Source organism: Parablautia muri, from assembly GCF_009917485.1.
GTDB classification, from domain to species: Bacteria; Bacillota; Clostridia; order Lachnospirales; family Lachnospiraceae; genus Suilimivivens; species Suilimivivens muri.
On sequence record NZ_QZDT01000097.1, the window covers coordinates 1 to 6531 of the forward strand.

The 6531-nt window shown below is 36.3% G+C and carries 9 protein-coding genes; 8 read left to right on the forward strand and 1 reads right to left on the reverse strand.

Annotated elements, in window-relative coordinates; genetic code table 11:
* Positions 1-777: hypothetical protein (locus D5281_RS23655; protein ID WP_160562359.1), on the forward strand; the 777-nt coding region annotated here is incomplete at its 5' end.
* An 18-nt stretch (positions 778-795) separates the two neighbouring features.
* Complete coding sequence (locus D5281_RS23660; protein WP_160562360.1) at positions 796-1284, forward strand: hypothetical protein; 489 nt, start codon at positions 796-798, stop codon at positions 1282-1284.
* 408 nt (positions 1285-1692) lie between these two features.
* Here D5281_RS23660 and D5281_RS23665 read toward each other — a convergent pair whose 3' ends face one another.
* Positions 1693-1863 carry a hypothetical protein gene (locus tag D5281_RS23665; RefSeq protein ID WP_160562361.1) on the reverse strand — a complete coding sequence of 57 codons (171 nt, stop codon included), beginning with the start codon at positions 1861-1863 and terminating at the stop codon, positions 1693-1695.
* 34 nt (positions 1864-1897) lie between these two features.
* On the opposite strand from D5281_RS23665, the gene D5281_RS23670 reads away from it, so the two are divergent.
* The 6 genes from D5281_RS23670 to D5281_RS23695 all read left to right on the forward strand — a co-directional run bounded on the left by D5281_RS23670 (position 1898) and on the right by D5281_RS23695 (position 6291).
* Positions 1898-2095, forward strand: a complete 198-nt coding sequence (locus D5281_RS23670; protein ID WP_160562362.1) for a hypothetical protein — start codon at positions 1898-1900, stop codon at positions 2093-2095.
* Entirely contained in the window at positions 2080-2235 is a 156-nt protein-coding gene (mobC, locus tag D5281_RS23675; protein WP_160562363.1) for a plasmid mobilization relaxosome protein MobC, read from the forward strand. The genes D5281_RS23670 and mobC overlap by 16 nt, the downstream gene beginning before the upstream one ends.
* Positions 2236-2482: 247 nt before the next feature.
* Positions 2483-2920, forward strand: a complete 438-nt coding sequence (locus D5281_RS23680) for a PIN domain-containing protein (protein ID WP_160562364.1) — start codon at positions 2483-2485, stop codon at positions 2918-2920.
* Entirely contained in the window at positions 2921-3115 is a 195-nt protein-coding gene (locus D5281_RS23685) for a hypothetical protein (protein ID WP_277935593.1), read from the forward strand.
* 87 nt (positions 3116-3202) lie between these two features.
* Complete coding sequence (locus D5281_RS23690; RefSeq protein WP_160562365.1) at positions 3203-4516, forward strand: hypothetical protein; 1314 nt, start codon at positions 3203-3205, stop codon at positions 4514-4516.
* Positions 4513-6291, forward strand: coding sequence for an ATP-binding protein (locus tag D5281_RS23695; protein WP_160562366.1), 1779 nt, complete (start codon positions 4513-4515; stop codon positions 6289-6291). Before D5281_RS23690 ends, D5281_RS23695 begins: the two co-directional genes overlap by 4 nt.
* Positions 6292-6531: the final 240 nt, after the last annotated feature.

The window sequence follows — 6531 nt, forward strand, 5'->3', positions numbered from 1 at the left end:
CTAAAAACTCTAACCCCAAGTTTACAGGAGAACGCCATATATTTCACTACACGTTCTTATTTGACGCTTACGATCAAAGATGTGGACATACACGAATTCCTGCATTTTATCATGGAAGATGGCGGAAAGCTCCCGGCAGATTTTGATATGTTACAAAAGAGCGGAAACTATCTCATCCATGTGGATGGGGAAAAGGTATTCTGTTTAAATGAGCGGGAAGCCTATCTGAAGGACAGCATGGAAAACCTGATGGCAAGGTCATTGCCATATTTCTCAGATATGAGAGTTTCCCTTTCTGTACATATAAAAGATAAAGAGGGAAAAGCAGATATAACGGTTCTGGATAACCGCAGGCTTTCCAAAGAGATCACGAGGAAACAGGCAAAAGGGAAATTCCTTACCATCCGCTACAGGAGCGGAAAAACCAGGAGCACCCGCCTTTCCACAGAGCAGTATATCAGAGGACCGTTCGGGGAGAAAGTCAACTGTATCTGCTATGCCTACCTTGTGGATGCATTGATACGGATGCGGCAGGATATGTTTTCCGGCAGGGGAGACTTTTTACCCTTTGTCTACCAGGCAGAAAATGAACGCTCCCTGTCAGCAACGGTACGGGAAATCCATGCAATGAGGGAGAAAACCCTTGAAGCAGCAACTTTGGAGCAGTTCCGCAGGGATTGGGAAGAAATGCAGTCCTTACGGATGATGGACCAGTACAATTACCAGAGGGGCAGGCCGGACAGCGAAAGGATCAAGTCCTTCCAGCAGGAGATATAACAGGCAGGGTACCAGCAGGTGACGGAACAGACGGCGGCGCAGGCGGCTTCCTTCAACCTCCCGGTTTTTTCCCTGACAAAAAGAGGAACCATTGCCCATGCCAGGGATATTAACGCACTGGATAAGAAAGCGCCTGTCTTTATGAAGAAGGACTGGCTTGTGATGCTGGATATCCTTGCCAATAAGAAAGAGATCCCATGTTCCCGGAATACACTGATATGCTTTAAGAATGCGGCAAGGGATGCATACGATAAGGCAGAGGAAACTGACAAGCCGCAACTGGCAGGCATAGCGGCAAAAATAAGCTGTTTCCTTGAAGCAGTAGATAAAAAGGGGCTATCCGGTATTTTACGGGATGACGGTATCCTTTTCAGTGAAAAAACAGAGCTGCCGCCTTTCCTTTCCAATACAGAAAAAGAGAGGTTCCGCCATATCTATGAGGCAGGGGCAAAGGAACAGATGGCGGTGGCAGAAAGAGCCGCCTATTACCCTGCAAGAGAAAGATAGCTGATGTGTGGGGAAGTGCGGCACAGCCGACACCCCCGTATACTTTGCCTTGTCAACCCTCCCATTGGGGAGGGCATCCGCTGTCAAGGATTTTCGGCTAGGACTAAAATACTTGACAGCGGATGTTCTCCCCGATACAATGCAGGCGGCAAAGTATGCGGGAGGATAGCCGAAAAAGTGGAACCGCCACCCATAACCCCGGATGATTTCAAATACCAGCGGTTTGATATCCGGTCATTTTGAAACGATTTCAAAAACCGGTAGTTTGATATCCGAGTGTTTTAGGACGATTTCAAAAAGCAGTGATTTGATATCCGGGTATTTTCAGGCGATTTCAAAAAACAGTGAATCGATATCAAGGCATTTTGAGACGATTTCAAAAACTGGCAGTTTGATATCTGCCTGTTTTTAGGTGATTTCATTTCCAGCGGTTTTGATTTCACCTTCCCAGTTTCTTATATCAAAGGAGCCGAAACTGATATCAGTATGTAAAATATGGCAAAAATAAGGGGGTTCGGGGTACTCCCCGACAAGATTTGCATTTCGTGCCCACGAAATGCGTATCTTGCGGCGTTCCATAGAACGCCCTCTCCCCAAAAGGAAGGAGTGGCACATGGCAAGACCAAAAGGCGAAAATGTAATCAGGAAGCATTTCAAACTGACCGAAGAGACAGCAAAATTGTTAGCAGAACGTTCTAAAGCTGAAAACATGAACGAATCGGAATATATCCGCTATCTGCTACTGAACCAGTCAGAACATCCACGAAGTAAAGAACTGGAATTAGAGATAATGCGTTGCGGAATGAGGTAAATAAGATTGGTCTGAACATGAACCAGATTGTGAAAAATAATAATTCCCATATGTACAGGGATGATGATAAAATAGAACTAAAGCAAAATATGTGTGAAATAAAGGAATATATTCAGGTACTTATAGAGCAAAAAATATGAATAGAGATATAAGAGACAAAAAAGTGTCAAAATATCGAAGATGGTATAATAGGATATTTTAAAATGTAGAATACAAATACTAAATTTTTAGAAAAAGTATGGAGTTATACAGAGAAGAACTTAAAAAGGATAACGAGGCAATAAATTGTATTATTGTGAACTACATGGTAAAGATAATTGAATAAATACTTAAAGTAAAGTACAATGTAACATATGTAGGTAAAAAATTGGAGGTGAAATGCTGTAGATGATAGTTTACTTGGATAATTGCTGCTATAATAGACCGTTTGATGACCAGACGCAGGAAAGAATCCATTTGGAGAGCGAGGCTATTTTAGCGGTTTTAAAGATGGGGCAGATGAAAAAGATTGTCATTGCGGGAAGTGATATTTTAGAACTTGAAATAACTCGCATGTCAGACGAAAATAAGAAGCGAAAAGTGCTGGATTTATATAAAGTAGCTGATATTCATATATCATATACAAGCCAAATAAGAAAACGTTCTGAAGAAATAGCTTCAATTTCAAAAATCCGCACGTTTGACAGTCTTCATATTGCGGCGGCAGAGGAGGCTAATGCAGATGTGCTTCTGACAACTGATGATAAATTTGAAAAAATGGCAGAAAAGTTGGATTTGAAGACAAGAGTAGTCAACCCGCTTAGATTTGCATGGGAGGTGATTTAAGTGCTAAATATTAATTTAAGTAATCCGGTTGAAATAAGAAATGTGGGAATAAAGGCATTACAGGAGGCATTAGGACCTGTAGGAATGGTGAAATTTATGCAGCAGTATGATATGGGGTATGGAGATTATACAAAAGAAAAGCAGGAACAACCGGACATAAGTTTAGATGAGATAGATATGTTATTGCAGAAATAATTATTATTTTGGGCAGGCATAAAATGTCTGCTCAAATGAATTATGTTTCTGGCAACGTATTTTAATGAGGCAAGTATAGAAAAGATTATGGGAAGAGTTGCAGATTCTACAATTAAAGGATTTATGTATCAATTTAACCTGACATTAAATAAGATTTTGAAAGCTTCTGATGATATAATTAAAGTGGAAGGGATTGTTGAAGATATTGATGTATCATTTAATGACCATGTTACAGCAATACAATGTAAATATCATGAGGAACAGCAGAAATTTCAGTGGTCAACGGTGTATAAACCTATTTTGCAAATGATGAAAACGTTTTGTATGATGGATCGTGGTTTAGACATAAAATTTATTTTATATGCGTATTTCCCGAATGAAAAAGAAGGGAAGAAGTTGTTGAATGAAAAACAAATGGAAAACATTTTGAAGACTGACAATATAGAATACATTTGTGATTATATTGCATATTTGATGAAAATTGAAAATGCTCAAATAGAACAATTGCTTCAAAAACCGAGAAAAACGAAGACAGATAAGGAAAAGATAAAAAAATATTTTGCAGAAAATAATCTTGAAATTAAATGTGACTTAAAAGATTTTTTGGAGAAACATTTTGAATTTATAGTTGGAAAGCCCTATGATGAGTTGGAGAAGGAAAATAAGGAGCTTTTGGAGGAGGCTGGGTTTGAAAAGGATGACGTATCAGATATTGTGTATCCAAATGCAATACAAAAAATTGCTGATTTAAGTATTATAAAAAATGACAATAGCCGAAATATTACTAAAGATGAAATGACGCAATATTTAAGAATGATAAAAACTGCGGCGATTACAAGATGGACAAGATCATTATCAAATTATGGAGAAGTCATTAAAAGGAAGCGTAAGCAATTAAACACATATTTAAACATTAATAAAAGAAAAAGGTGTTTCTTTATTGATCCAGTTCTAATAGAAAATTTTGACAATGACATAGTTTTGTTTTTGAAAAATTATGTCACAAGATATTGCTGTAAAGTAAAGTTACATACTCCAGCAGTATTCTGCTTTGTAGGATATACGCATGAGCAGATAGATGAATTAGAAAGCCGTTTATATTTAAAAGGGATTGAAGCGGAGACAGGATATAGAGGTAAAACATTTTTTGAAGAGACATTTATTAAGGAACCTGAAAAGAGAATAAATGACGGATGGATGCAATACAGAATAAAATTATGTACAGATGAAGCTGCATGTATTGCAGCCATTAATAAGGAGGGGCAGGATGATATATTTCTCATAGCTGATAGATTACCAGTAGATATATCGGTGCAAGATGTCAACGTAGAAGTTGTAAATCTTGTTAAATTGTCTCATTTGGAATATATATTAAAAATTAGAGATGAGGTGGAATTATGATTGGAAAAGTGCTGGAGAGCTCGGCGGTAGAAGTCATTGTAAAGATGGATTTTAATGATTTTGAGAAAAATAAGAATGCATTAAAAATTGGTAAGTACTTAAAAATACAAACAGGAAATTTTGATTTTTTAATTGCAACAATAAAAAGTATAAAAGCAATTGCGGATAATTCGGGGCAAGATAAATATTTATTGTCAGCAGAACCAGTTGGAGTGGTGGTTGATGATAAGTTTATTCCAGGTAGTACGGTACTGCCTTCTCCAACAGAACCTGTTGATATTGCAGATAAATCTATATTGGATAAAATTTTTCTGGAAAATGATGTATATTCTTTTGCATTAGGCAGGATTGCTCAAAATAGGGATGTGGTTTTAAACTTAGATGGAAATGCTTTTTTTGGAAAGCATATAGGTATCGTAGGCTCCACTGGCTCAGGTAAATCTTGTACAGTAGCTAAAATTCTGCAAGAAGCAGTTGGAATATCCGATAGTTGTAACATGAATGCAGCGAATCAAAAAAATGCACATGTTATTATTTTTGATCTTCATTCTGAATATAAATCGGCATTTACATTGCCACAAGAACAATCTTTTACATTAAACTATTTAGATGTAGAGAAGTTGAAATTACCCTATTGGTTGATGAATAGTGAAGAGTTGGAGTCAATTTTTATTGAAAGCAATGAAGCTAATTCTCATAACCAAGTATCGCAATTTAGAAAAGCGGTTATTTTGAATAAGGAAAAATATAATCCGGAGCTCAAGAAAATAACTTATGATACACCTGTATATTTTAGTATGGAGGAAGTATATAATTATATTTGCAATTTGAATGATGAGGTGATTAGTAAAGTCTCAGGGGAAAAGCAGATTCCTAAAATTGTTAATAAAAATGATGAGATAATTGAAATTAAGAATGTGAATGATTATTTCAATAATAAGTTTACATTTATTCCGACATCAAATGGCAAAGCAGATAAAGCATCAAATGGTCCATTTAATGGTGAATTTAATAGATTTATTTCAAGGCTTGAAAATAAAATTAATGATAAACGACTAGACTTTTTAATGAAGCCAACTAAAGAAGATCAAAGTGTATATACATCAGATGATTTTGAATTGATTTTAAAGCAGTTTTTAGGGTATTTGGATAAGGCTAATGTTAGTATAATAGATTTAAGTGGAGTTCCATTTGAGGTATTATCAATAACTATCAGCTTGATCTCACGCCTTATTTTCGATTTTTGTTTTCATTATACAAAACTGAAACATGGAAGGGATGAGCTGAACAATGTTCCGTTTTTAATGGTTTTTGAAGAAGCCCACAATTATGTACCACAAAACGGTGGAGCAGATTATAAAGCATCAAAAAAGTCTATTGAAAGGATTGCAAAAGAAGGAAGAAAATATGGAATCAGTCTAATGGTTGTAAGTCAGAGACCAAGTGAGGTTTCATCAACAATTTTTGCACAGTGCAATAATTTTATTTCATTAAGATTGACCAATATGGCAGATCAATCATATATAAAGAACCTTCTTTCTAATAATACAAATGCGGTGGCTGATACTTTACCTACGTTATCGCCGGGACAATGTCTTGTGGTAGGTGATGCAACACCGGTTCCTGTAATTGTAAAAATGGATAGACCTAAACCAGAACCCAAATCACAGAATGTAAAAGTATGTGATGTATGGAGAGAGGAGTGGAAAAATATAGATGATTCAAATATAGAACCTGTTACAATTTCAGATGTATTAGAAAGATGGAGAAAATAGATTAGAAAGATATTTATTGATGATAAGCTACACAAGGAGGAATGTTTAATCGCAATCACCAAAATATCCTGCATCCACCAGACAGGAAAAAGATATATGGCTATGCATCTTGCAAATGCCATTTCCTACATTACAGACGAGGAAATGAGATGGTCAAGTTTTTTTGTAACACTTACAAGGAAAAGTTTTGACATAATCATGCCTGCATTCTCTTTTCAAATGGTGTCATATATCCATTTG

Excerpts from the sequence above, each read along its gene's own strand:
- D5281_RS23695 (WP_160562366.1), top strand. The coding sequence starts at position 4,513 with ATGATTGGAAAAGTGCTGGAGAGCTCGGCGGTAGAAGTCATTGTAAAG.
- D5281_RS23680 (WP_160562364.1), top strand. The coding sequence starts at position 2,483 with ATGATAGTTTACTTGGATAATTGCTGCTATAATAGACCGTTTGATGAC.
- D5281_RS23690 (WP_160562365.1), top strand. The coding sequence starts at position 3,203 with ATGGGAAGAGTTGCAGATTCTACAATTAAAGGATTTATGTATCAATTT.
- D5281_RS23665 (WP_160562361.1), bottom strand. The coding sequence starts at position 1,863 with ATGGAACGCCGCAAGATACGCATTTCGTGGGCACGAAATGCAAATCTT.
- D5281_RS23670 (WP_160562362.1), top strand. The coding sequence starts at position 1,898 with ATGGCAAGACCAAAAGGCGAAAATGTAATCAGGAAGCATTTCAAACTG.